This window comes from Methanofollis aquaemaris (genome assembly GCF_017357525.1).
Classification (GTDB): Archaea; Halobacteriota; Methanomicrobia; order Methanomicrobiales; family Methanofollaceae; genus Methanofollis; species Methanofollis aquaemaris.
Map to the genome: position 1 here is coordinate 865,917 of NZ_CP036172.1, position 21,496 is coordinate 887,412.

A 21,496-nucleotide genomic window follows, 5' to 3' on the forward strand; every position below is an offset into this window, starting at 1 on the left:
CTACTGCATCTTCCCGAACCGTTTCATCATGCGCTGCATGGAGAACTTGCTCCCCCGCATTCCCTTCAGCGCACGCTGCATGATCCGATAATATTTGAGGAGTTCTCGCACGTCCTCGGGGGGCACGCCCGACCCCTGCGAGATCCGCTGGACCCTGGGGCCCGAGATGATCTGGGGGTCGTCGAGTTCGGCGGGGGTCATCGAGTCCATGATCACCTTGTAGCGGTCCATCTTCGTCGAGGTGACATCATAGGCATCGTCCGGGATCTGCATCCCGCCCATCGGGAGCATGGACATCACCTGCTTGAGCGGCCCCATCTTGTTCACCGCCTCAAGCTGTTTGTACATGTCTCGCAGGGTGAACTTCCCCCTGAGGATAGCGTTGACGTCCATCTCGTCCTCGGAGATGACCTCCTCGGCCCGCTCGACCAGGGCCTTCAGGTCGCCCATCCCGAGCAGCCTGGAGATGAACCCGTCGGCGTCGAAACGCTCCAGGTCGTCGGTCGTCTCCCCGGCACCGATGAAGACGATCCCGCTCTTCGTCTCCGAGACCGCGGAGAGGGCGCCGCCGCCCTTGGCCGTGCCGTCCATCTTGGTGAGCAGCACGCCGTCGATCCCGATGGCGTCGTTGAACCGCCGCGCCTGATCCCTGGCCTGCTGGCCCAGGGCGGCGTCGATGACGAGCCACCGGTGGTCGGGGCGGGCGATCTCGTTGATATTGACGATCTCCTCGATCAGTTCGTCCTCAAGGGCATGACGCCCCTGGGTATCGATGATGATGACCTCGGTCTCCTCGAAGTGTTTCATCCCCTCGCGAACGATCTTGAGAGCGTCATGCTCGTCAGGACTGCCGACGATCGGGACGTCCACCTTCGCGCAGAGGGTGGCGAGTTGCTGGTAGGCGCCCGGCCTGAAGGTGTCGGCGCAGATCACCCCGACCTTCAGCCCCTTGCGCTTGAAATAGCGCGCGAGCTTCCCGGTCGTGGTGGTCTTGCCGCTCCCCTGCAGCCCGGCCATCAGGATCGTCTGCGGGGCAAGGTCGACCTTGCCGGCCCCGCCCATCAGCCCGACCAGTTCCTGGTAGACGATCCGCAGCACATGCTCGCGGACACTCATCCCCCGCGGCGGTTCCTCCTCCAGGGCCCGCTGTTTGATCGACTGGGAGAGTTGCATGACGAGCTTGACATTCACATCGGCCTGGAGGAGGGCGCGCTGGAGGCTGCGCACCAGTTCATCCACTGCCGCCCGGTCGACGACTGTCTTGCCTGCGAGTTTCTTGACCGCGTCTTTCAAAGACGAACTGAGCGAGTCGAGCACCATTTGAATCTATTCCTCCGCACCGAGAAGTTCGCCGACCACGGCTTCGGGCCTGAAGGGGACGATGTCGCTGTAGGCCTGCCCGGTCCCCAGGAAGAGGATCGGTTTGCCGATCGTCTGGGCGATCGAGATCGCCGCACCGCCCCTGGAGTCCATGTCGGCCTTGGTAAGCATTACGGCGTCGGTTCCGACCAGGTCGTTGAAATCCTTGGCCCGCACCACGGCGTCGTTGCCCGCCACCGCCTCGTCGACATAGACCACCAGGTCAGGTTTCATCACCCGGCGGATCTTTTCGAGCTGGTTCATCAGGTTCTTGCGGTTGTGGAACCGACCGGCCGTATCGGCGAGGACCACGTCGATCCCGTGCCCTCTGGCGTACTCGACAGAGTCATAGAGGACCGCCGCCGGGTCCGAACCCTCCTGATGCTTGATCACCTTGATGTCAAGCCTTCGGCCATGCTCGGCGATCTGGTCGATCGCCCCGGCCCTGAAGGTGTCCCCGGCCCCGATCACGACCGAGTGGCCGTTCGCTTTGAGGTAGTGGGCTATCTTCGCGATGGACGTTGTCTTCCCGGTCCCGTTCACCCCGGTGATCAGGATCTTCACCGGCCGGTCGTGCGCCTTGATGTACTCAAGGAGATCAAGCCCTTCGCCGAGAACCTTCAGGAGGGCGCCACGCAGCGCCGACATCACGATCTCGTCGACCGACGTGCCGATCTTGCGGTGGCTCCCGACGAGATCCTCGCGCATATACCCGATGATCGCGTCGGTCACCTCAAGGGCGACATCGTTCTCCAGAAGGACCATCTCGAGTTCGAAAAGGGGCTCTTCGATATCTTTCTCCGAGATCACCAGTTCGCGCTCGAGCACGAGGGTCTTGACCCTGGAGACGAGACCGCCAAACCTCTTGCGCTCCTCTGCCGGTCGTACCTCGGGTGCCGCCGGCGCAGGTGCGCGGGGCGCAGGTTCGGGCGCGGGGGCCAGGGGTTCGGGTAAAGGTTCAACCGCCGGTTTTTCCGGCTCAAAAACAGGTTCACCGACCTCTGCAGGAGCAGGGGCCGGGATCTCGGGCCTGACCTCCTCACGAACCGCCTCACCGGCGGCGTCCTGAATGGAGTGGCCAAACTTCTCCTTGATATTCTGCAGTTTGTTCTTCAGGCCCTCAAACATGGGGATTACCTGCCCGGAGCTGTCTGCTGCTGTTGACGGTAGGCAGCATCAAGACGGGCCGCGATCTCGTTCATCTGCCTCTTAAGATTCTCGATCGCCTCGGCGATCTTCTTCTCCGAGGCCTCAAGCTCGCGTGCCCGTCCCTCAAGGAACGAGATTGCGTCCTCATTGCTGCGTTCGACGGTGACATCCGCCCCAATGGCGACCAGCACTTTTTCAGCGTCAGGGACCGTTGCCCTGACACTCACGCCGCCGCCGAGCGGGAGAAGAACCGTACCGTCCTGAGCCTCACCAAGGGACCGGAGGGTCTCGATCGCCGCGAAGGCCTCGACCCTCTGCTGATCCATCATCTCCAGTTGCCTGGCAAAGACTTCTGCCTGCTGTCCGTACTCGTTGAGATAATACTGGAGTGACTGCAACTCCCTCGGGTCGGCTTGTTCCATGGACTTAGTCACCTACTACGGTAACGCCATCGATTGAGATATACCTTCTCTTCAGGTTGTGTTTACTACCGATATCGGCGTAAATGTGTTCCTTTGCAACCTTCTCATTCGGGGCCTCGACGACCTTCGTGAAGGACTGCCTGGTCTCACCCATCTGACAGGCGCCCGTAATTTCAAACTTCTGCATCTCCATTCTGCTCACTCCAGAAAGCCAAACACTTCCTCAATCCGTCCGAGTTCAAAACCGGTGGTCTCGAACCCGGCGATATATCCCTTGCTGTTCGCAAGAACCCCGGTCCCGACGAGGCCACTGCCCATATTCACCGTGCCCGTTCCGATCACGAGCCCTTCCGCACACCCGGCGAGATCGGCGATCTCGGCTTCGGTGCTCCGTGCATGGACAAGGACACCCTTGTTGGTGGCGACCGCGGCCATCCCGACGGTCCTCACACCGGCGAAGGTCAGTCTACGCACCGGCACTCCGAGGAACGTCCCGATCTCCTCTGCCACCTCTTTCGACATCTCAGGGTGTACCGCAGCGAACGAGTCGTTGGCAAGGATCACGTTCCCGGCTGCGTTCATCGAAGTTCCGAGAGTCATTATCTCTCCATATTCCCCGAGCACGGCAAGTTCCTCCTCGGTTGCAAGCCCGCTCACCACCATCCCGTTCGAGTTCCCGGCGAGGAGCGAACCGATGATCGATGATCCCTGGACCGTCGTTCTGACGACCTCGACATCAAGCGCCCCGGCTACTCTCTCCACAAACTCCTCGGTCGCTGTGGGGGGAACGACTGCGAACTCCTCGAAGGCCCGCGCGAAGACACCGATATGAGGATCGGCGGCAAAGTCGATCGTTCTCTCCATTTCACTCCTCAGCGAGTTCGGCCTGGACCTGCCCGTCCTCGAACTTCATGGCACGGACCCTGATCGATGCCGGCGGCTTCCCGGCCCCGCGCTCCCAGACCTTCTCGTTGATGCTGCTGTCGAGCTTGATGCTCTCGCTCTTCATGTGCCTGACAAGATATGCCCTGATATCTTTAATCGCAACATTGCAGCGCCGCCGTCTCGGGGCGCGCCTGGTGTCGCGGAGAGGAACAATATAGATCTGCTCTTTGAGTGCCTCTACCATATCTCTACACCTTCAGCGTGCTTCTTCTCCACATGCGCCTCTTGGGGTGGGATACCACCTGGCGCTTTGTCCGAACCATCACCCACGCAGGAACACGGCGGTTCTGCATGCATGCCTTTGCCAACCGGACCTTGCGGCCCTTGGAAATTTTGCTCATAGTTATCACCGTCATCAGGTGCCGGTCGCACCTGTGACCAGGGACTGCTCGTGGCGTGCAGGAAAGAGCTCCGCGCACTGTTGGCCCATCCGCCCGACCGCAGCCCTGATCTCGTACTCATAATCACCGTTTTCGATGGTACCGGTCTCGCCATAGGCGACACAGAGGTGCCGTGCGGCGAGACGCTGCACTTCGGCCTTCCCGAAGCCGAGGAGCGGACGGACATAGGAGCAACCGTACCGGTCGGCGAGGCTCATTGCATCGCCCCGCGTCAGCATCGGCACGCGGTCGTTCAACCGTGTCCCATCCGCGACCACTTCATACTCCTTTGCGAGCAGACGAACCGCCCGGCGATGAACCGCCGTGATGGCGGTGCATGGGTGGCCGTCTCTGACCACCTGCTCGGCCGCCGCCACCAGACACTCCGGACCCAGCGACCATTTTCGCCATGGGAATCCAAGTGCCCTGGCCGCAGCCTCGACAGACGGTACCTCCCGCAGGGGGTCGAAGACAAAGGTATTGAGTTCGACCTCATAGTCGCGGGAGAGGAGCACCGCAGCAAGGGCGCTGTCTTTTCCTCCACTGAAGAGCAGACCGGCTTTCATCTACTTCCGCGTGATCCGAAACTCTTTCTTCTTCGGGGCGATCTGCACCAGCAGTGCCTTCAACTGCTCGTCAGAGATCTTCTGCCGAATACGGCCGCTCTGCGCGAGCATCACCAACTGCTGTTCGATCGCCTGTGCAAACTCGGGTTTCGCGAGTTTGATCGTATTCAGCCGTTCGCGCGCTTCGGGTTCAAGGATCTGCATGAGCGCGAGCTGCATCTCTGACTCAGCACGTTTCTGCCGTTCCGCTTCGCCTTGCTGATCCACGGCCTGCTGCTGGAGTTGCTCCAGTCTCTTGCGTCGGATCTCAGAGAGTTCGTCGTCACCCATCAGCATCCCTCACATTCAGTAGTGCGCGAGTTCAGGCACGGACTCTGTTGCCGACGCCTTCTGGCTGTTCGCAGCGCTGTCCAGGAATGCGCGGCCCTTCGCAGAGACCTGCCGGCCATCGCGCACCTTCTCGACGAGACCTTCGGCCTCGAGCTGCTGGAGCGCCTTTCTCAGGATCGAGCCGCTCCCCTTCTTGAACCGGTTCGGGTTGGAGCCGCGGTTCCGGGCCCCACCGTATGCGGTCCTCAGTCTCTCCACGCCGACCGGGCCGTCAATGTAGATCCGACGGAGGACGGCTGCCGTCCTGACATACCACCAGTCGGGATCCTCAGGAGGCATTTCCTTGTGGATCCCGGTCTTGGCAAAAGCCGCCCATTCTGGAGGCTCAATGGCAGGGAGCTCCTTTAACTCACGGGCCACCTGCGGGATGAGCATCTCAGCCGGGATGTCATATACAGTTGTCATTGGTTAACCTCACTGTAACTATCGATGTTACCAGTCTTTATCTATTTGCCATGGATGTTTTTATATATTTCGAGCGGCAAAACCCGGGCTTTTTCTGGCAATCTGACCTCGAATGCCCGGAGAAGAGAGGGATCGGATCAGGCTCGCCCGCTTCCCTTCCGCTTCTCAGCAAGGACCATCGTTCGGCCCCGAACCCCAACGAGTGCAGCGCCTGCACGGCGTGCGATCTCATCGGCGTCCACCTCGGTGTTGCGGAGCCACTTGATCTTAATGGCCTTGCGCTGCTTGAGCTGGAGTCGGATCTCCTCGATGAGGGTATCCGAACACCCCTGCTTGCCGATCCACACGGTCGGCTTCAATTCCTGGAACATTTCATTCTTTTCGATGTTTTTTCACCACCGGGTAGCGTTTCTGGTGACCGCAGACACGACAGGTGACGATCACCTTCCCGTGCTGCACCCGCACGCGGACATTGGAGCCCGGGACAAGGTACGCCGAGCACCGCCTGCAAAATCGCAGCCCCAGATTCTTCGGGATCCTGACCCGCTGGCGCATCGCGATCCGTCGGGCAAGAGCAACACACCGGTCGCTCAACTCCGGATCCACAGAGTAGAACTCGGCCGCTCGTTCGAAGAGGAGGGCGATCCGTTCGTGCGCGATCTTCTTCGCGTTCTGGTCCTTGGGTCTCCGCCGCATGGGTGCCTCAGTACTCCAGATACGTTATGCAGGAAGATAATTATAGCAGTGCATAGGGGTTGGCTGCATTCTCTCCTGCCAGAGACGACAACCTCCCTCTACGGCCCCTGAACCCCATGATCAGAGGTCGTGAACACCCTCTGAACGATTCCCTCCCTGCCTTCCTGCCCACTGCCACTGCCCGTGAGGAGAGGGATCAAGGGGCCCCACACACCATGATTTTGGAATTCTTGACCGGGAGAGAGTTACCCCACCCCGCCAGAATGTCCGGGATGATCTCCAATCGATCAACCTGTAGAACAGAGAAGAAGAGAGAGGATCAGGCCGGGGGGAGAACCCGGACGCGCCGGCCTTCGACCTGGATCCGGTCCTCGCAGAAGAGGGCCACCGCCTCAGGGAGGGCGCGGTGCTCTTCCTCGATGATTCGGTCGGCAAGACTGTCTTCGTCGTCGTCCTCGAGCACCGGCACGCAACGCTGGCTGATGATCGGACCGCTGTCCATCCCGGTGTCGACAAAGTGGACGGTGCACCCGGCCACCTTCACCCCGTACTCGACCGCCTGCCGCTGCGCGTGGAGGCCGGCGAAACTCGGGAGGAGGGCCGGGTGGATGTTGATCATCCGACCGGCAAAGGCTTCCACAATCACCTCACCCACGATTCGCATGTAGCCTGCCAGCACAAAGAGGTCGGCCTGGCACGCCTGCATCGCCGCCAGAAGGTCAGCCTCGTAGGCCTCCTTCGAGGAGTACGCGCGATAGTCGAGGACTGCCACCTCGACCCCGGCCTCCCGAGCGCGGGTGATCGCATAGGCGCGGGGATTGTCGGTGATCAGCCTGACACACTCGGCCTGGATCGTGCCCGCGGCCAGGGCGTCGAGGACGGCCTGGAAGTTCGAGCCCCTTCCGGATGCCAGCACTGCGATGCGCTTCATGCTCACACATCGGCGGGAGAGAGTATTAACGATTCTCTCCCCCCTCGGCCGGTGGCGGCGGGAAGATGAGTTTGACCTTGGTGATCCGCCGGCCCCGCATCTGCATCACCGCCAGGGAGGTTCCGTCCTTGAGTTTGACCACCTCGCCCCTCAACGGAAGATGACCGAGCATATTGAAGATCAGACCGCCGATCGTCTCATATGACTCGCCGACCGGGAGCGCCACCTCCAGATCCTCGTTGAGGTGCTCGACCCAGACCTGGGCGTCGACCATATAGACTCCGCCGCCGAGTTTCTGGATCGCCGGTTCCTCCTCGTCGAACTCGTCCAGGATCTCGCCGACCAGTTCCTCCAGGATGTCTTCCACCGTCACCACGCCGGCAAACCCGCCGTATTCGTCGAGGACGATGGCCATGTGGACCTTGCGGATCTGCATCTCCTTGAGGAGGTCGTCGATCATCTTCGACTCGGGGACGAAGAAGGCGTCGTACATCATCTCGCTGATCGAGGCCTCTTCTTTCGAGAACTCAGCCGAAAAGACGTCCTTGACATTGAGGACACCGACCACGTTGTCGATCTGGTCGTGGTAGACCGGCAGGCGGGAGAGCCCGGTCTCGTTGAAGAGGTTGATGGAACCCTCCATGGAATTGGTGTCCTCGATCACCACCACATCCACCCTCGGCGTCATGATCTCACGGGCGGTCGTCTCCCCGAACTTGAAAACCGAGTAGAGCATCTCGCGCTCTTCCTCCTCGATCGTTCCTTCTTCCTCGCCGACGTCGATCCATTCCTTGATCTCCTCCTCGGTGATCGAGGGTTCCGCACCCTGCATGAGGGAGAAATGGGAACTGAACCGGTCGTAGCCCCAGAGGAGGGGGTACAGAACCTTCGCCATAAGGAGGATCCAGGGGGCGGCAAAGAGGGCGAGCCTATCGGTGTACCTGGCCGCATAGGTCTTGGGCCCGATCTCACCGAAGACCAGCATCAGGATGACGACGACCCCGGTGGCGATCCCGACACCTGCATCACCGAAGCGCGCGATGGCGACGGCCGTCGCCAGCGAGGCAGCCCCCACGTTCACGACATTGTTCCCGATGAGGATGGTGATGAGGATGTGGTCGGGATATTCTTTCAACTGTGCGAGGGCTTCGGCACCGTCCCTCTCTTCGTTGACAAGGGTCCGAACCTTCGCTCTCGTGATCGAGATCAGCGCCACTTCAGCACTGGAAAAAAAACCAGACATAACGAGACAGACGACAAAAAGCCCGATTAAAACAATCTCATCGGGTGTCATTGCTGCCTCGCCGTTCTACGGCATAATGCAATCCAACTATCGTTCATAAACTGTGATTCGAATTCTGGTATGTACTGAGAGGTTTTAAATCCAGCGTTTCAGGAGAGGCACCGGGCCACATATCGTCGTTCTTCTCTGAGGACCATGACCTTCTCCTCCAGAGAGAGGGGACGCGCAAAGCTCTGGTCCTCTATTTCCAGAGTAAGCGGGCCGCAGTAGCCCGCATTCTCAAGAGCGCGGACAAAAGCACACGCCTCACGATTTCCAGCGACCGAGAGATGCCGTCGCCCGTTTGAGGCTACACTCAGGTGGACATTGGCGATCCGGTCCCCACAAGCCTCGATGTACCGGAAGACTTCCCCTTCAGAGACGGCCATGGCGTGGGCGACGTCGAGGGTGAGCCAGAGCCAGGGGTTGACGTCAAGCACCTCGCGCATCTCCTCAGGGGTGCAGAGGAGGGAGTTTACCTTTGGCTCCATATTCTCGACTGCTACCTTCACCCCGATGCCCTCGGCCGCCTGACGGAGGCGCGCGAGATAGGTCTCGAAGTGCTCATAGTCATACCGACTCGGCGGGCGTCTGGCCGTCCTCCGACCGGGGTGGACGGTGACCACCGCGGCCCCCACCGCACCGGCCAGTTCGACCGCCTCGACAGCGTACTGCTGGGAGGCGGCGGCGACCCTGGGGTTGATGGAGCAGGGGTTGAGGTCGAGGACCGGGGCATGGAGAGTGATGGGGGCAAGGAGGGGGTGGGCTCGCACGGCCGCCTTGAGTTCATGCAGGGGGTGGCCTCGAAGCCAGTAGTGCGGGGTCTCGACCCAGAACTCCACCCCCGAGAGCCCGGCCTCCTCGACCGAGGAAAAGATCTCGTCGACCGGGTATTCGTGGAAGAACATGCTGGAGACGGCAAGACGGAGCATTGGTTGATATACACCTCCGGCCCAAGATAAACGTAATGGGTCCGGGAGAGGGGCCCGACGGTCCGGCGGTCCTCGGGGTCGCCGAGGTCACCGGGATCATCAGGAACGCCCTGGACCTCCCCGAGCTCGCGGGGCTCTGGGTGCGGGGCGAGGTCACCAACTACACGCACGCGCGTTCCGGTCACCGTTACTTTTCCCTCGGCGAGACACCGGGAGGAGAGCGTGCGCTCATCAATGCGGTGATGTTCAGGGGGAGCGCACGCGCCCTCTCCTTCGAACCGGCCGAGGGGATGGACGTCCTCGCCTATGGGCGCGTGGACGTGTACGGGCCGCAGGGGAAATACCAGTTCTATGTCGAGGACATGCGCCTGGCCGGGGAGGGCGAGAAGCACCTTCTGGTCGAGCGGTGGAAACGTGACCTTGCGGCCGAGGGGTGTTTCGAGGTTTCACGGAAAAAAGGGATCCCCGCGTTCCCGCGGCGGGTGGCGGTCGTCACCTCGCCGACCGGCGCGGTTCTCCACGACATCACCAATGTCCTCTCGCGCCGTTACCCTCTCGAAGTCCTCCTCTCGCCGACGGCAGTCCAGGGGGAGACGGCCGATATCGAGATCGCCGGGGCGATCAGGCGGGCAGACGGTCTGGCCGACGTGCTGATTGTCGGGCGAGGGGGCGGGAGTTTTGAAGATCTCTTCCCCTTCAACCGCCCCGAAGTGGTGCGGGCGATCGCCGCATGCGAGACGCCGGTGATCAGCGCGGTCGGGCATGAGGTGGACGTCACCCTCGCAGACCTGGCGGCAGACCTGCGGGCGCCGACGCCTTCGGCCGCGGCCGAACTTGCGGTGCCCGACCGGAAAAGGCTCCTCGAAGACCTGGGGGTCGACCGCCGCCGGATGAGGGAGGGGATGGTCGCGGCGCTCGATCGGCGGCGGGCCGGGCTTGAAGATATGCGGCTCAGACTCAGACGAGGGCGACCGCTGCGCCGGGTGGCCGAGGTCAGGCAGCAGACCGCCGACCTCGAAGAGCGGCTCTTCCGGGCCGCTGCGGCGAAGGTGAAGAACGAGCGGCTGGTTCTGCAGGGGCTGAAGGCCGGGCTCGAGGGGAAGAACCCGTACGCTCCCCTCAGGAGAGGGTATGCCCTCGCCCTCAGGGACGGCGAGGTGGTGAGGTCGGCCGGCGACCTCGGTCCCGGCGACCGGCTCGACCTTCTCCTCGCCGACGGGCGGGCCGGGGTTGTGGTGGAGTGTGTACACGATGAAAAAGACGTACGAAGACCTGATACATGAACTGAAAGAGACGATCAAAAAGATCGAGGACGATTCGACCGGGCTTGAGGAGAGCATCGCCCTCTACGAGAAGGGGGAGGAGTTGGTCAGGGAGTGCGAGCGCCTCCTCGACGAAGCCGAGGTGCGAGTCACCACTCTTACTCAGGGATAGAGGCCTCGATCTCGACGACGAGGTCGGCTCCTTCCTGGAGGAGTGCGACCAGACGTCGGTCGATGGTTTTAGCGACGGTGTCCGAGCCGACAGCGGCGGTCCGTCCGCAGACAAAGGAACTTCTCCGCCAGACCAGGTCGGCGGGGTGGTCGAGGGCGAGCCCGGCGCTCCCCCTGGCATGGACGATCACCTCGACCTCGCCGGCCCGCAGCCTGACGGTCACCTCGGCCCGGTCGTCGGCAAGGATGCTTTTGAGTGTGGGGTCCAGGTCGGCGGCCCCTTTGTCGGCCGCGACTCCGACGATGCAGTCGCCTGCCAGGCTGAGGTCAGGCGCTGTGGTCACCTCAAAGGTGGTGGGGTGGAGCGCCTGGACATTCGGGTGACCGCGGCAGTGGATGATGTCCCGTGCCTTCATTATTAATAATCATGGAACTCCCATGCTATTGAATGTACATCACCGTTGTCTGTCCGCAGTGCGAGGACGAGACCGACCATGAGGTCCTCAAGGAGGCACCGGGCGACCTCCTGGTGCGTTGTACCGTCTGCGGATCCATCTACCATATCCCGGTCCCGAAGGAACGGCTCATCAACGTGAAGGCGATCGTAAGCATGGAGAAGGAGTCGCTGGTGGGCAGCGTCGAACTTCTGGAGGACGATGTCGTCTCGCTCTGGGACAACCTCGTCGCGGAGTGCGGGGATGAGGCGATCTCGGTCGAGGTCTCCTCCATCGAGGTCGGCGACCGCCGGGTGAAGCAGGCAAAAGCTTCAGAGATCTCGGCCCTCTGGACGCGGGTGATCGAGGAGGTCATCGTCAAGGCCTCGATCCACCATGGGGCGAAGACGATACCCCTATACCAGCAGTGCGACGGGGAAGAGGTCTTCGCTGTGGATGAGGTCTACACCTTTGGCGATGTCAGGTTCAGGATCTCGCACATCAAGATGCGCACCGGACAACTCCTCAGAAAAGAGGGCTGGAAGACAGTTGCAAAAAAGATCAAGCGGATCTACGGCAACAAGATGTGAACCGCCCCGGCAGGGGGGGCATCCTTTTTTTTGTTCTGTTGAGTTTTTTTCTTCTCCGGCGCGGCCTTCCTTCGCCCGCCAGACGCCGTCCTCACGCTTCGCGAACAAGATATTTTTTGATCGCCGCTTCCAGCGCCTCGGCGTGCACCACCCCTTCGAACCGCTCTTTCACCTCGCTGTCCACCAGGACCAGAAGGGTGGGCGTCACCTTCAGTCCGAAGGTTCTGATCTCTTCAGGATGCTCGACTGCATTGCGGGCCTCGATCTCGACCCCGAGCAGAGCCGTCACCTCCCGGTTGATCGGTTCCTGCTCCATGCATCCCATGCACCCGTCCTGAAAATAGTAGAGCACCTGCACCGGCATGAAGGAAAAGAAGGGTGGCGGGTATAAATACCCACCGGATTTTATATCTTGGTGATCTGCATGACCGTCACGTCGGCATAGGCATAGTCGAAGTTGACAGTCATGTTGTCGTTGTTCTTCTCAGTGACCGTCCCGAGACGGAGATATGAGATCGAACTGTTCGGATCGGTGAAGATCGTCGGTTCGTCGGCGATCGTCATCTGAATGGGGAAGCGGTCACCGACCTGGATTCTGGAGAAGTTCATCCCCAACTTCCCTGTGCTCTCGGCATCGAATGTCTGGATAATGGGGAGATCACTGATCGAGACCCGCTTGGTCTTGCGCTCATGCATTCCCACGACACCGTCGTTCATGGCCTCCATCTCAGGACTGAGGAGGGCAAACTTACCCTGCCCTTCACCAAGGGCCACGGGCACTCCTTCGACATAGGAGGAGGCGTTCGCCCCGCCTGTTAGAGAGAGCGGATTCGTCAGGAAGGCAAGATCACCCTGCTTCAGGGTATTCTCCATGACCTTCTGGCTGGTGGTGATGACCGGCTTGCCGTCGTTGTCCAGGATGGTGTATTCAACCAGAACAGAATCGCCGGGGTCGACGCTCCTGAATGCGCTCATTGCCGGAATACCATAGGAGGCCACCATAAGGAAGGCAAAGAGGACGCCGAAGATGACCATGCCGATCTGCGTCCAGTTTCTCTCTTTAGAGTCCTTCTTTTTGGGGCTGCGCTTCGCAGATTTGGCAACCATTAAATATTCAATGGCGTGCTGTCCTCATAAAGCACTATGGTACGCGGCATGAGATAGATTATAAATATAGCCATCACTACCGAAAAGTTAGCACCCCTTCAGGGATGCAAGGAGAAGAGAGCAGATGGCACGAAGAAGAGGTTTTTACTCGTTCTGGAGAGATTTCGATGAGATGATGAACGAGATGCGGGGAGATATGGAGAGCCGCGTCCAGTCCCTCATCACCGAGACCGGCGCAGGGAAGTACCTCCCGGTTGTCAGGGGGGAAGAGTTGCGAGTGGACGTCTGCGCCCATGAGGGCGAGGTGATGGTCGTCGCCGATCTTCCTGGTGTCGAGAAGGAAAACATCTCCCTGCGGCTCATCAACCCGGGGCTCCTTGAGATCTCGGCGATCCAGACACAGGAACAGGAGGCCGAAGAGGCGGGGTACTTCATGCGTGAACGGTACTATGGGACCGTACGGCGAGCCGTCGAACTCCCGGTGGAGGTGAAGGAAGAAGACGCGAGCGCCACCTTCAAGAATGGCGTCCTCGAAGTCCACCTCAAGAAGGTGGAGGAAGAAAAGGGAGCCGCCATCCCGATCGAATAAGAGGAGAATCTCCCTCCTCCCCTGTGTCCGGGGCCGAAAACATTTATGAATCACCGAACCCTTGATGTAGCCTTGGTAACAAGAAATGGTAATGGACAAAAAGCGGGTCAAGGACTACATGACCTATGACGTCGTCACTGTCAACGTCAACGAGACCGCCCGTGATGTCATCGACTATATCCAGAAGACACGGCATGACGGATTCCCTGTTATCAACGATCAGAAAAAAGTTCTCGGATATATCTCGGCCAGGGACTTGCTGGCCGTCCACCCGGAGACTCCGGTCGAGCGGATCATGAGCCGCCACCTCATCGTCGCCGACCCGGAGATGAGCGTCAATGATGCCGCCAGGGTGATCTTCCGGTCAGGGATCCAGAAACTTCCGGTCGTGGACGAGGAGGACCGGCTCATCGGGATCATCTCCAACGCCGACGTGATCAGGTCACAGATCGAGCATGTCTCTCCTGAAAAGGTCTTCAACTTTATGGACACCCTCCGAAGGCTCCACAATATCGAGCCGAGCCTGGAGCGGGGATATGTCCCGATCAACGACCTTCTCCCGACCCAGCCAAAGATCTATGAGGACGAACTGGAGGGGCGGATGTACGAGATCAAGAAAGGGCTTGCAGAACCCTTGATCGTGGTCAGGCGTCCGGGACGCTTCATCCTCGTCGACGGCCACCACCGGGCGATCGCCGCAAAGCGCCTGGGTTACAAGACGCTTGACGCCTATATCATCAATATCGCAGAGAAGATCGAACTCGGCATGGAACGGACGGCACAGGCACAGAACCTCAAGACCCTCGACGACATCAAGGTCATGGACTATGCCCGCCATCCCCTCGTCGCCGTCACTCACCGCCTGGTGCGGCAGAGTTAGGGGTCAAGACATCCCTCACACCCTTTTTCGGTTCTGTTGAATTTGGCATGAGTCGAGAGCACGCCTCAAGCATACGGGGAGCATATCCCAAAAGTATCCCGAACATGAATCTTCGTCCGTATCAAAACCCTTCATTCCAGAAATTCTGATCGCAGATCTTCCGCTGGGCGGCTGGTTGCCCGCCGTTCCCCCCGCAGAAGAGAGGGAGTAGGACGGTAATCCCCTCTTCAGCATCATCACATGCGCCTTCCCGCTCCTATCGCAATCCCGGGGGTCCGGGGGCAGCGCCCCCGGCACGAGCATAGGGGAAGGCAGACCGATCGACGTGCCGCCCCGCCTATAAAGTGAAGAATGTTCTCCTGCTTTCTCTCGCCGGGGGGAGACCCCCCGGACCCCCCACGACGAAGATAGGGACGGGGCGGCAGAGCACCCGGTGAAAAGATAGAAGAAGGCGAGGAATGGATGTTCACGCTACGAAGAGAGGAGAGTTTTACACCATCATCTTTCTTTATCTCTGGTAGAGGGGGAAGTCAGGAGAGTTTTGGGATGACCTCGGGATGAAAATTTCCCGTTGCTTGATCACTTATTCATATGTCGGGAGAATCGGTGTGGATCCTGTTCCATCACCGCCCCCATCGATCTTCTGTCCGTGGAGGGATCCGGGGGGCACTCGCCCCCCGGCGCGAGACGGCGGGGAAGATGCCGCTATTGAGGGCGGCACGTCGATCAGACGGGTCGCCCCCGCAGAAGAACGAGAAACTTTACCCTGCTCTCTCGCGGCTGGGGGAGACCCCCCTGACCCCCCCCCCACGGCAAAGATAGCCGGGGGGTGGCGAGGTGCTGTGGTTCCCTCACGGTTTTGTCGCAAGGCAAGGCGCGATTATGTGGCAGGGCGCACGATTAGAAGCCCACCCAAAAAAGTATTCAGGGTTCACCAGAACCCAAAAAAAGCCCTACGACCCCTCGCACCTGAGGTCGTACTTCTCGTTGAGCACATGCTCCTTGACCACCGAACCGTCGGGGACGATCACCTCAGGCCAGAGCCTGGTCCCCGAATGGATGGTGACGCCGTTCTGGAGCACGACCCTGGGGCCGATGACCGTATCGTTCTCGACCGAACCGTCGTCGCCGATGATAGTGTCGTTGTCGATGATCGCCCCGGAGATAGTGGTCCTGTTGCCGATGACGACCTGATTGTAGATAGAGGATGAGAAGATCTTCACGTTGCTCTTGATGACGCAGTCCTCACCTATACTCGTATACGGCCCGATGAGAACATTGCTCTCGATGGTGGTCCCGCGGCCGATGGAGACCGGGCCGATTATCTGCGAGTTGGTGCCAAGCGAGATCGAACTCCCCAGCGAGACCGGGCCGACGATCTTCGCCCCCTTCACATGAAGGTCGCCGGAGATGTTGGTCGTCGCGATCTCCTGGAGCTTCCAGCGCTCGGCCTGGCGGAGCGAACGCGGGCTGCCCACGTCGGTCCAGTTCCCGCGTGCAAGCCAGGCCTTGACCTTCCGTCCTTCCTGCAGGAGGGCGGGGAAGACATTGCGGGCAAAGTCGACCTTCTCACCCTCGGGGATATAGTCGAAGATCTCGGGGTCGCAGACGTACATCCCGGTCGATGCCAGATTCGAGAAGGTCTCGCCAGGACCTGGCTTCTCCTTGAACCGCTTGATGTCATAGTTCACATCGATCTCCGCGATCCCGTACTCCGAGGGTTCGTCGATGGAGATGAGTCCGATGGTGGCGATGGCATCGGTCTTGAGGTGCTCACGGTAGAACTCAAGGAGGTTGAGGTCCGCCACATGGTCACCTCCGACGACGAGGAAGGGCGAGCCGTCCAAGAACTGCTGGGCGTTCTTGACACTCCCTGCCGTCCCGAGTTTGATCTCCTCGTGGACATAGGTGATCTCCGCACCGAAGAGCGACCCGTCACCGAGGGCCTCCTCGATGTCGTTGCCCTTGTATCCAAGGGTGACGACCATCTCGGTGAAGCCGAGGTCGGCAAGGTGGGTGACCAGATGGGTGATCGAGGGCCTATTCACGATCGGAATGCACGGTTTGGGACGCCCAAAGGTGAGCGGCCGCAGGCGGGTGCCCTCACCGCCACACATGATGCAGACCTTCATAAAGATAGTGTGGCGCGAAAAAGCATTTGAACCTTGGCCCGTAAGACAAAGTCTATGCTCCGTGGGGGACAGTATCAACACATGAGAGAAGAGCCCTTCACCTGCACCCTCTGTGGCAAGTGCTGCATGGGCTTCGGGCGCTATATCACCATCATCAAACGGACCGGACCACAGGAGTATCGGTGCCAGGAGACGATCACCAGACAGGAGTTTGCAGCCAGGGTCGAGGGCGAGTATCTCCCGGTCTTCAGGCGGCCGTCGGTACAGTGGTCACGGCCTGCGGCATGCCCATTTCTCAGAGAGGACAGCGGGAGATATATCTGCACGATCTATGCCTATCGTCCTGAATTCTGCAGAGAGTATGTCTGCTCCAGGATGCGGGTGCTCAGAGACGGTGAGATCGCAGGCGAACTGAAGGGCAGGCGGAACCTCAAGACCGGTGACAGGAAGTTGCAGCGGATCTGGGACGAAGAGATCGAGCCGCTCTCCCTGCCTGAGTTCGAATGGGAAAATGAGACCGACCGGATCCTCACCGGCGCAGGCTATGAGGCAGTCTGGTACCGACAGCAGGAGGACTGAACACGGGCGTCCGGGTTCTGGAAGTAAAAGAGGGACTGGTTCCCTGCCAGGAGGGTAGGAGACGCCCCCTGGACAACTGTCGGTTCTGTGTTCATTCCAGGCGTTTCCGCCTGTGTGACCGGTGGGTGCCCTCGCCGGCCCGCGCCTACTGCACGCTCCAGCGGGTGACCAATAGAGTCGACTTCACGGGGGTGAGCGCCGTCGAGTGCGACGACGATGGGAACGAGGGGTTTCGGAGCATCATGACGGTGATCAGTTAATCCCGTCTCTTCATATAGTCCCAGAGGCTCCGCCGCTGGTAGGGTACGCCGCGCGCCTCCTTGCAGTAGTCCGATTCGATGGTATGGTGGACGAGCCTCAACTCGTCGCGCATATTCTGGACGAGGCCCTTCATCTCCTCGACATCTTTTCTGATCGTGGCGTACTCCTCAAATGAACGCTGTTTCTTAATCTCAAACTCTTCTCCGGCCTCAAGGCTGGCAAAACCTGCCTCGATCAACTCAAGGATAGCCTCGTTCCGCCCGATCGAGCCTTTCCTGGCGAAGGCGTCAAGGGCTTCGAGGAGTTCCGGATCGAGGGTGAAAGAACACCGCATCACCATAGGTCATCACTCCGAGACAGTTGTCTGGACGCAGTAATCACGGTTGGTCACGCCCCTCGTAAAGGTAACCCTCGCGCCCGCCCCCAAGAGCGAGGGCGGCGACCCGGCTCATGTCGAGGTGCGCCTCAAAGAGCGACGCAAGTCGGTCGTACGGGTCGCCGTCGTCCTCTGCCGAACGGTACTCGATCCCCTTCCGCCCGGCCAGGTAACCGAGGAGAGCGTCGACTGCGCTGGCGTCTGAGAAGAGTCCATGGAGATAAGTTCCGATGACCAGGCCGTCAGCGCTCACCGCGCCGTCCTCGCCGAAGGCCGGACCGTCGGCGCCCCGTTCGGTCGTGCCCATATGGATCTCGTAGCCGCTCACCTCCCCCATCAGAGAGAGGATAGGAGGGGTGTCGGCCGCACGGTGACGCACCTGCCTGGTGGTCTTGGTGTAGGCCGAGAAGGCGGTCGTCACGTCGAGGAGGCCAAGACCCTCGGCCTCGGCCGGGCCATCGCCCTCGTACCCGAGGTCGACGAGCCGCCGGCCCAGCATCTGGAAACCCCCACAGATCCCGATGACCGGCACGCCAGAGGCCCGGACCCGGCAGATCTCGTCGGCGGCCCCGGTAGACCGGAGGAGGCGCAGGTCTTCGATGGTGTTTTTGGTGCCGGGGATGATGACGCAGTCGTAGCCCGCGAGCGGTTCGCCGGGCCTGACATAGGTGACCGCGGCCCGCCGTTCCAGGAGTTCGAAGTCGGTGAAGTTGGCGATGTGCGGGAGCCTGACGACGGCGATCCCGACACCCTCGCTCCGGGTTTGTTTGTCCCCGATGGAGAGAGAATCTTCCGATGGCAGCCCGGTCTCGGTGTAGGGGAGGACTCCGAGGACCGGGACGCCGCAGATTTCTTCGAGGGCGTCGACGCCTGAGTCAAAGAGGGTGGGATCGCCCCTGAACTTGTTGACGATGATCCCGGCGACCAGGGGGCGGATGTCCTCGGGGAGGAGAGTAATCGTCCCATAGGCCTGGGCGAAGACCCCGCCCCGTTCGATGTCGGCGACCAGAAGGATGGGCAGGCCGAGAGCGCGGGCGAGCCTGATGTTGGCGATGTCGCGGTCATAGAGGTTGAGTTCGGCGGCGCCGCCGGCGCCCTCCACGACGACCGTCCCGTGCTCCTCTTCAAGATGGGTGAAGGCCCTGACCGCGGTATCGAGGAGGGCGTCGGTCTCGCGATAGTATTCGCCGATCCTGACATCCCGATACGGCCGACCAAGGAGAACAACCTGCGAGACCATCTCGCCCTTCGGTTTGAGGAGGACGGGGTTCATCTCGGCCGTGGGTTCGACGCCGGCGGCACGGGCCTGGACCGCCTGGGCGATCCCGATCTCGGCCCCGTCGGCGGTCACCCAGGAGTTGAGGCTCATGTTCTGTGACTTGAAGGGGGCGTTTCCGATGCCCCGGTTCTTCAGGGCCCGGCAGATCCCGGCGACGACCGTGCTCTTGCCGACATGGGAGGCGGTCCCGAGGACCATCAGTGACATCGTCATGGTGGTTGATCGCCTGAGGGGATATGTGGTGCGGTAGGTGGGCCGGGCCACCCCGCTCTTCAAGGAACCGGCGGCCTATATGCGACCTAAAGGGTCATATCTAGAAAGTTGGAAGTCATATTCATGCCAAGAAATATATAACGAGAACTTGAAGGTATAACCAATGAACGGTGGTATATGTCCAAAATGTGGACTACCCAAAGAACTGTGTATCTGTGAGGAGGTAGCAAAGGAGCAACAGAGGATCCAGGTAAAGGTCAATCGGCGCCGTTACGGGAAAGAAGTCACCGTCATCGAAGGGCTCGACCCGTACGACATTGACCTCAACGACCTCACAAAATTCCTGAAGGCAAAACTTGCCTGCGGTGGAACGGTCAAGGACACGTCCATCGAGCTCCAGGGCAACCATAAAGAACGGGTCAAAGACCTGCTCGCACAAAAGGGGTATAAATTGGAGCAGATCAGTTAATTCCAGGACCCCTATTTTCAATCATATTTTTCCAATAATACCGCCGTCGAGGGCGGCACGGATCGACCGCGCCGGGATCCATAACCCCCCGGAAAACCTCGTCTCCGATTTTCGTGAATACAAGACCCTGCGGAGGCCGAAGGCATCGTTCTGTAGGCTCTGTTGAATTGGGCATGAGTCGAGAGCACGCCTCAGACATTCCACATGAAAATCTTTCATAGCAGATCTTCTGGTGTCCGGTCATCACTCAAATATCTGATACTTTTTTCATAACCCTGCGGTCCCGCACCATCTCCCCTTCTCGCGCGGGGAAGGCACGGTCATAGTGATTGCCAGAAAGAGATTGTGATGCGCGTGGTGCCGCCCCCTGCCTATCTTCCCCACGTGGATCTCCTCGGGCGCAAGAGAGTGACAAACATTTCTTCGTTTTTCTGTGGGGCGGCCCTTCCGATCGCCCGCCTTCCCCCACCCCTCGGTCGGGGACCAGGTGGCGATCAGTCCCCCGCACAAAGACCAGTACAGACGATTTCTTCACGGCCAAAAAAAAGTCTGTCGTTCAAGTGCATCTCTCCTGACGACCTTGTGTTCTTGACTCGCCACCAGGTGGTTGCCTATCTTCGCCGTGGGGGGATCAGGGGGGTCTCCCCCCGGCACCAACTTTAGATCGCGAACCTGAAGAGCAACCAGGCGATGAGAAGCATCAATGCCGAGAACTTGAGTCCGGCGGCCGCCCGGCCTTCACCCATCTGCCCTGCGACCAACCCTGAGAAGAACCCCATGATCATCGCAGAGTGAGAGAAGATACGTTTGTACAGATCCATGTCGACGTTACCGATGAACTGACTCCCGGCCCCTGACGCCGCCGCCTGCGCCCCGGCATCGGCCATCGTGGTGAGGAAGGTGGACTCAAGGATCGCAATGACAAAGAGGAAGACAAAGAAGGCGGCGACGATGATCACCTCATAGATGAGCATGTTGCTTGCCCGCTCGGTCTTGAGGTTAATGAACTCGTAACTGTCCCTCGCCGCAGCCCGCAGCACCTCGGAAACGTCGCCACCGGCAGTGCTCGCCTTTGCAATGAGGTCGACCGACCGCTCGGCAAGCGGGGTGCCGATCCGCTTCCCGAAGGTCGTGATCGCCTCGACGAAGGGTACATTCCAGGACATGTCGATATCGAGTTTCCTGATGTACGGCGTGAGCATGCCGTACTCGCCCTCGGAAACGATATGGATAGCACTGGGGAGGGTCATCCCCGAGTCGTTCATCCCTGCAACGTCCCTGAAGAAGTTCGGGAGGGCGGCTTCAAGGTTTTTCTCCCTTCTCCCCTCCTTGAAATCAAGAAGGGCAAGCGGAACCACCGGGATGAGAACCGAAAAGACGATGACATCGTCGACAAGCGTGGAGTTCATGACGGCCTGCCATCCGTAGTTCACAACGATCAGGGAGATGCCCACGATAAAGAAAAGGAACGAGAACGGCACCGTGGCAATGAGACTATTGGTCGGAGTCTCGGTGAGCACCTCGATAGGGTGCTTGAGGAATCGGCCAACGCCGACCTGCATCTTGCGCTGGTGTTCGATCTTGTTGACGATCTCGTGATCCTGCCGCTCATACTGGTCGAGTTCTCCTGCATCCACCTGAACCGTGCGGGCCTCGTCGCGGTTGAGGAAATCGTCGAAGAGTGTTTTGAATCCCAT

General features: G+C 60.1%; 30 protein-coding genes. 8 read left to right on the forward strand and 22 right to left on the reverse strand.

Features of this window, described 5'->3' with window-relative positions; all coding sequences use genetic code 11:
- From RJ40_RS04165 to RJ40_RS04235, 15 genes are all read right to left on the reverse strand, one after another.
- On the reverse strand, positions 1 to 1,317 hold the full coding sequence (locus RJ40_RS04165) for a signal recognition particle protein Srp54 (protein ID WP_322743910.1): 1,317 nt from the start codon (positions 1,315 to 1,317) through the stop codon (positions 1 to 3).
- 9 nt (positions 1,318 to 1,326) lie between these two features.
- A complete protein-coding gene (gene ftsY / locus RJ40_RS04170; RefSeq protein WP_265582102.1) occupies positions 1,327 to 2,487 on the reverse strand; it encodes a signal recognition particle-docking protein FtsY in 1,161 nt (386 codons plus the stop codon).
- A 5-nt stretch (positions 2,488 to 2,492) separates the two neighbouring features.
- Positions 2,493 to 2,942, reverse strand: coding sequence for a prefoldin subunit alpha (gene pfdA, locus RJ40_RS04175; protein WP_322743896.1), 450 nt, complete (start codon positions 2,940 to 2,942; stop codon positions 2,493 to 2,495).
- On the reverse strand, positions 2,935 to 3,123 hold the full coding sequence (gene rpl18a, locus RJ40_RS04180; RefSeq protein WP_265582103.1) for a 50S ribosomal protein L18Ae: 189 nt from the start codon (positions 3,121 to 3,123) through the stop codon (positions 2,935 to 2,937). The genes pfdA and rpl18a overlap by 8 nt, the downstream gene beginning before the upstream one ends.
- Before the next feature lie 5 nt (positions 3,124 to 3,128).
- A complete protein-coding gene (locus RJ40_RS04185; protein WP_265582104.1) occupies positions 3,129 to 3,794 on the reverse strand; it encodes a translation initiation factor IF-6 in 666 nt (221 codons plus the stop codon).
- A 1-nt stretch (position 3,795) separates the two neighbouring features.
- Positions 3,796 to 4,059 (reverse strand): 50S ribosomal protein L31e, encoded by a 264-nt coding sequence (locus RJ40_RS04190; RefSeq protein ID WP_265582105.1) that lies wholly within the window; start codon positions 4,057 to 4,059, stop codon positions 3,796 to 3,798.
- A gap of 4 nt (positions 4,060 to 4,063) precedes the next feature.
- The gene (locus RJ40_RS04195; protein ID WP_265582604.1) at positions 4,064 to 4,216 is read right to left on the reverse strand and encodes a 50S ribosomal protein L39e; all 153 of its coding nucleotides are present in this window, start codon (positions 4,214 to 4,216) and stop codon (positions 4,064 to 4,066) included.
- A gap of 14 nt (positions 4,217 to 4,230) precedes the next feature.
- The gene (locus tag RJ40_RS04200; RefSeq protein ID WP_265582106.1) at positions 4,231 to 4,821 is read right to left on the reverse strand and encodes a DUF7411 family protein; all 591 of its coding nucleotides are present in this window, start codon (positions 4,819 to 4,821) and stop codon (positions 4,231 to 4,233) included.
- A complete protein-coding gene (locus RJ40_RS04205; protein WP_265582107.1) occupies positions 4,822 to 5,151 on the reverse strand; it encodes a DNA-binding protein in 330 nt (109 codons plus the stop codon).
- A gap of 15 nt (positions 5,152 to 5,166) precedes the next feature.
- Positions 5,167 to 5,616 (reverse strand): 30S ribosomal protein S19e, encoded by a 450-nt coding sequence (locus RJ40_RS04210; protein WP_265582108.1) that lies wholly within the window; start codon positions 5,614 to 5,616, stop codon positions 5,167 to 5,169.
- 137 nt (positions 5,617 to 5,753) lie between these two features.
- Positions 5,754 to 5,987 carry a YhbY family RNA-binding protein gene (locus RJ40_RS04215; protein WP_265582109.1) on the reverse strand — a complete coding sequence of 78 codons (234 nt, stop codon included), beginning with the start codon at positions 5,985 to 5,987 and terminating at the stop codon, positions 5,754 to 5,756.
- 1 nt (position 5,988) lies between these two features.
- Positions 5,989 to 6,312 carry a ribonuclease P protein component 4 gene (locus RJ40_RS04220; protein ID WP_265582110.1) on the reverse strand — a complete coding sequence of 108 codons (324 nt, stop codon included), beginning with the start codon at positions 6,310 to 6,312 and terminating at the stop codon, positions 5,989 to 5,991.
- A gap of 319 nt (positions 6,313 to 6,631) precedes the next feature.
- Positions 6,632 to 7,243, reverse strand: a complete 612-nt coding sequence (purN, locus tag RJ40_RS04225) for a phosphoribosylglycinamide formyltransferase (protein WP_265582111.1) — start codon at positions 7,241 to 7,243, stop codon at positions 6,632 to 6,634.
- A gap of 25 nt (positions 7,244 to 7,268) precedes the next feature.
- Positions 7,269 to 8,537, reverse strand: coding sequence for a hemolysin family protein (locus RJ40_RS04230; protein WP_265582112.1), 1,269 nt, complete (start codon positions 8,535 to 8,537; stop codon positions 7,269 to 7,271).
- A 98-nt stretch (positions 8,538 to 8,635) separates the two neighbouring features.
- Positions 8,636 to 9,457: a sugar phosphate isomerase/epimerase family protein gene (locus RJ40_RS04235; RefSeq protein WP_265582113.1), complete on the reverse strand. Its 822-nt coding sequence runs from the start codon at positions 9,455 to 9,457 to the stop codon at positions 8,636 to 8,638.
- A 35-nt stretch (positions 9,458 to 9,492) separates the two neighbouring features.
- Here RJ40_RS04235 and xseA point away from each other — a divergent pair, with 35 nt between their 5' ends.
- Together xseA and xseB are read left to right on the forward strand one after the other, a co-directional pair.
- Positions 9,493 to 10,740: an exodeoxyribonuclease VII large subunit gene (xseA, locus tag RJ40_RS04240; RefSeq protein ID WP_265582114.1), complete on the forward strand. Its 1,248-nt coding sequence runs from the start codon at positions 9,493 to 9,495 to the stop codon at positions 10,738 to 10,740.
- Positions 10,709 to 10,891 (forward strand): exodeoxyribonuclease VII small subunit, encoded by a 183-nt coding sequence (gene xseB / locus RJ40_RS04245; RefSeq protein WP_265582115.1) that lies wholly within the window; start codon positions 10,709 to 10,711, stop codon positions 10,889 to 10,891. The genes xseA and xseB overlap by 32 nt, the downstream gene beginning before the upstream one ends.
- On the opposite strand, the gene RJ40_RS04250 is transcribed toward xseB, so the two are convergent.
- Positions 10,878 to 11,306 (reverse strand): DUF371 domain-containing protein, encoded by a 429-nt coding sequence (locus tag RJ40_RS04250; protein WP_265582116.1) that lies wholly within the window; start codon positions 11,304 to 11,306, stop codon positions 10,878 to 10,880. The genes xseB and RJ40_RS04250 overlap by 14 nt on opposite strands.
- A gap of 32 nt (positions 11,307 to 11,338) precedes the next feature.
- Between RJ40_RS04250 and RJ40_RS04255 the strand changes: the two genes are divergently transcribed.
- Positions 11,339 to 11,914 (forward strand): HVO_0476 family zinc finger protein, encoded by a 576-nt coding sequence (locus RJ40_RS04255; protein WP_265582117.1) that lies wholly within the window; start codon positions 11,339 to 11,341, stop codon positions 11,912 to 11,914.
- 91 nt (positions 11,915 to 12,005) lie between these two features.
- Here the strand turns inward: RJ40_RS04255 and RJ40_RS04260 are convergent, their stop codons facing one another.
- Both RJ40_RS04260 and RJ40_RS04265 read right to left on the reverse strand, forming a co-directional pair.
- Entirely contained in the window at positions 12,006 to 12,278 is a 273-nt protein-coding gene (locus RJ40_RS04260; RefSeq protein ID WP_265582118.1) for a YbbN family protein, read from the reverse strand.
- Positions 12,279 to 12,319: 41 nt separating this feature from the next.
- On the reverse strand, positions 12,320 to 13,021 hold the full coding sequence (locus tag RJ40_RS04265; protein ID WP_265582119.1) for a hypothetical protein: 702 nt from the start codon (positions 13,019 to 13,021) through the stop codon (positions 12,320 to 12,322).
- Between the two features lie 124 nt (positions 13,022 to 13,145).
- Here RJ40_RS04265 and RJ40_RS04270 point away from each other — a divergent pair, with 124 nt between their 5' ends.
- The gene (locus RJ40_RS04270; protein WP_265582120.1) at positions 13,146 to 13,610 is read left to right on the forward strand and encodes an Hsp20/alpha crystallin family protein; all 465 of its coding nucleotides are present in this window, start codon (positions 13,146 to 13,148) and stop codon (positions 13,608 to 13,610) included.
- A 91-nt stretch (positions 13,611 to 13,701) separates the two neighbouring features.
- On the forward strand, positions 13,702 to 14,490 hold the full coding sequence (locus RJ40_RS04275; protein WP_265582121.1) for a CBS domain-containing ParB/RepB/Spo0J family partition protein: 789 nt from the start codon (positions 13,702 to 13,704) through the stop codon (positions 14,488 to 14,490).
- Between the two features lie 953 nt (positions 14,491 to 15,443).
- Here RJ40_RS04275 and RJ40_RS04280 read toward each other — a convergent pair.
- On the reverse strand, positions 15,444 to 16,607 hold the full coding sequence (locus RJ40_RS04280) for a nucleotidyltransferase family protein (protein WP_265582122.1): 1,164 nt from the start codon (positions 16,605 to 16,607) through the stop codon (positions 15,444 to 15,446).
- A gap of 96 nt (positions 16,608 to 16,703) precedes the next feature.
- Between RJ40_RS04280 and RJ40_RS04285 the strand changes: the two genes are divergently transcribed.
- Both RJ40_RS04285 and RJ40_RS04290 read left to right on the forward strand, forming a co-directional pair.
- Complete coding sequence (locus tag RJ40_RS04285) at positions 16,704 to 17,201, forward strand: YkgJ family cysteine cluster protein (protein ID WP_265582123.1); 498 nt, start codon at positions 16,704 to 16,706, stop codon at positions 17,199 to 17,201.
- A 125-nt stretch (positions 17,202 to 17,326) separates the two neighbouring features.
- Entirely contained in the window at positions 17,327 to 17,461 is a 135-nt protein-coding gene (locus RJ40_RS04290) for a hypothetical protein (RefSeq protein WP_265582124.1), read from the forward strand.
- Here RJ40_RS04290 and RJ40_RS04295 read toward each other — a convergent pair.
- The gene (locus RJ40_RS04295; protein WP_265582125.1) at positions 17,458 to 17,802 is read right to left on the reverse strand and encodes a type II secretion system protein E; all 345 of its coding nucleotides are present in this window, start codon (positions 17,800 to 17,802) and stop codon (positions 17,458 to 17,460) included. The genes RJ40_RS04290 and RJ40_RS04295 overlap by 4 nt on opposite strands.
- A gap of 37 nt (positions 17,803 to 17,839) precedes the next feature.
- Complete coding sequence (locus tag RJ40_RS04300; RefSeq protein WP_265582605.1) at positions 17,840 to 19,324, reverse strand: cobyric acid synthase; 1,485 nt, start codon at positions 19,322 to 19,324, stop codon at positions 17,840 to 17,842.
- A gap of 169 nt (positions 19,325 to 19,493) precedes the next feature.
- Here RJ40_RS04300 and yciH point away from each other — a divergent pair, with 169 nt between their 5' ends.
- Complete coding sequence (gene yciH, locus RJ40_RS04305) at positions 19,494 to 19,799, forward strand: stress response translation initiation inhibitor YciH (RefSeq protein ID WP_265582126.1); 306 nt, start codon at positions 19,494 to 19,496, stop codon at positions 19,797 to 19,799.
- Positions 19,800 to 20,458: 659 nt separating this feature from the next.
- Here the strand turns inward: yciH and RJ40_RS04310 are convergent.
- Positions 20,459 to 21,496 (reverse strand): type II secretion system F family protein, encoded by a 1,038-nt coding sequence (locus RJ40_RS04310; RefSeq protein ID WP_265582127.1) that lies wholly within the window; start codon positions 21,494 to 21,496, stop codon positions 20,459 to 20,461.